The sequence below is a fragment of the Pseudomonas sp. 2822-17 genome (assembly GCF_002742485.1).
GTDB classification, from domain to species: Bacteria; Pseudomonadota; Gammaproteobacteria; order Pseudomonadales; family Pseudomonadaceae; genus Aquipseudomonas; species Aquipseudomonas cyclaminis.
This window is the reverse complement of the sequence record NZ_LJRZ01000486.1, coordinates 1-348: the sequence shown is the minus strand read 5'-3', so window position 1 is coordinate 348 and position 348 is coordinate 1. Positions and strand designations below refer to the sequence as shown.

Annotated in this window: 1 protein-coding gene; it reads left to right on the top strand. The window is 38.8% G+C overall.

Annotated elements, in window-relative coordinates; translation table 11 throughout:
* Positions 1 to 334 (top strand): hypothetical protein (locus AOA60_RS32710; protein WP_158235041.1); only part of this gene is annotated, 334 nt, incomplete at its 5' end.
* Positions 335 to 348 lie beyond the last annotated feature (14 nt).

Below are 348 nucleotides of genomic sequence, written 5' to 3'. Positions count from 1 at the left end.
GAGTAGAATTAACAACGCAGAACTGGAAACACTCATTGCCCAGCTCCCTCCTAAGCTCGATGTGATGCAACTAGAAGAATTAACTTCACAAGCTACAAAGGAGAAATTACGACCGTTTGTTTTATCTTGTTATATAGAAACTGAAGTTGCAAATAAAGACGGTGAGTTGAAGAAACAATGGCTACTTAATGATCAACTTCCGTTTAATAACTTAGAGCGACTACTTGCTGTTTTAGACAACATCGGTTATATGAACGTAAAAGATGCTGCTTTTGCTTCCGCGAAAGGGACTGCAAAGTGCTTGGTGAAAAACTTTATGGGACAGGAAAAATAAGGTCGGAAGATAAC